This is a genomic window from Tepidimonas sp., from assembly GCF_046292505.1.
In the GTDB taxonomy this organism is placed as follows: Bacteria; Pseudomonadota; Gammaproteobacteria; order Burkholderiales; family Burkholderiaceae_C; genus Tepidimonas.
Map to the genome: position 1 here is coordinate 1 of NZ_JBKBQX010000263.1, position 542 is coordinate 542.

The 542-nt window shown below is 74.0% G+C and carries 1 protein-coding gene; it reads right to left on the reverse strand.

Annotation, left to right across the window (positions count from 1 at the left end):
• Positions 1-542: biotin/lipoyl-binding protein (locus ACK4TH_RS13165; protein ID WP_409627081.1), on the reverse strand; the 542-nt coding region annotated here is incomplete at both ends.

Sequence of the window (542 nt, forward strand, 5' to 3'; positions counted from 1 at the left end):
CGATGCGGTCTTCCCGTTCCGCCGCCGCCGCGGCAGCCTGCGCCTGAGCCGCTTCCAGCGCCGCGACGGCCGCCGCCACCGCGGCCTGCGCCCCAACGACCTGGGACACGGCCGAGCTGATGGCGGCCTCGCTGGCGGCGAGCTGGGCCTTGGCGGCACCGACGGCGGCGGTAGCGCCCTGCGCCCGGGCCCGGTCGTCGTCGAGCACCTGGTCGGAGACATTGCCACGCTCGGAGAGCTGCTCCGATCGGCCGAGCTTGCGGCGCGCGGCATCGAGCTCGGCTTCGCGCTGGGCGACGACCGCCGTCGCGGCGCTCTTCTCGGCCTGGCGCTGGACGACGAGGCTCTTGGCCGTGTCGACCGCGATCACCGCCCGCTCGTACTGCGCCTGCGCCTCGGCGCGCTGCGCCTCGAGCGTTTCGGTGTCCATCCGCGCGACGATCTGGCCGGCTGTGACGAAATCGCCCTCATTGGCCAGCATCTCCTTGATCCGGCCGGAGACGCGCGCCGCCACGTCGATCTCCACCGCCTCGATGCGACCA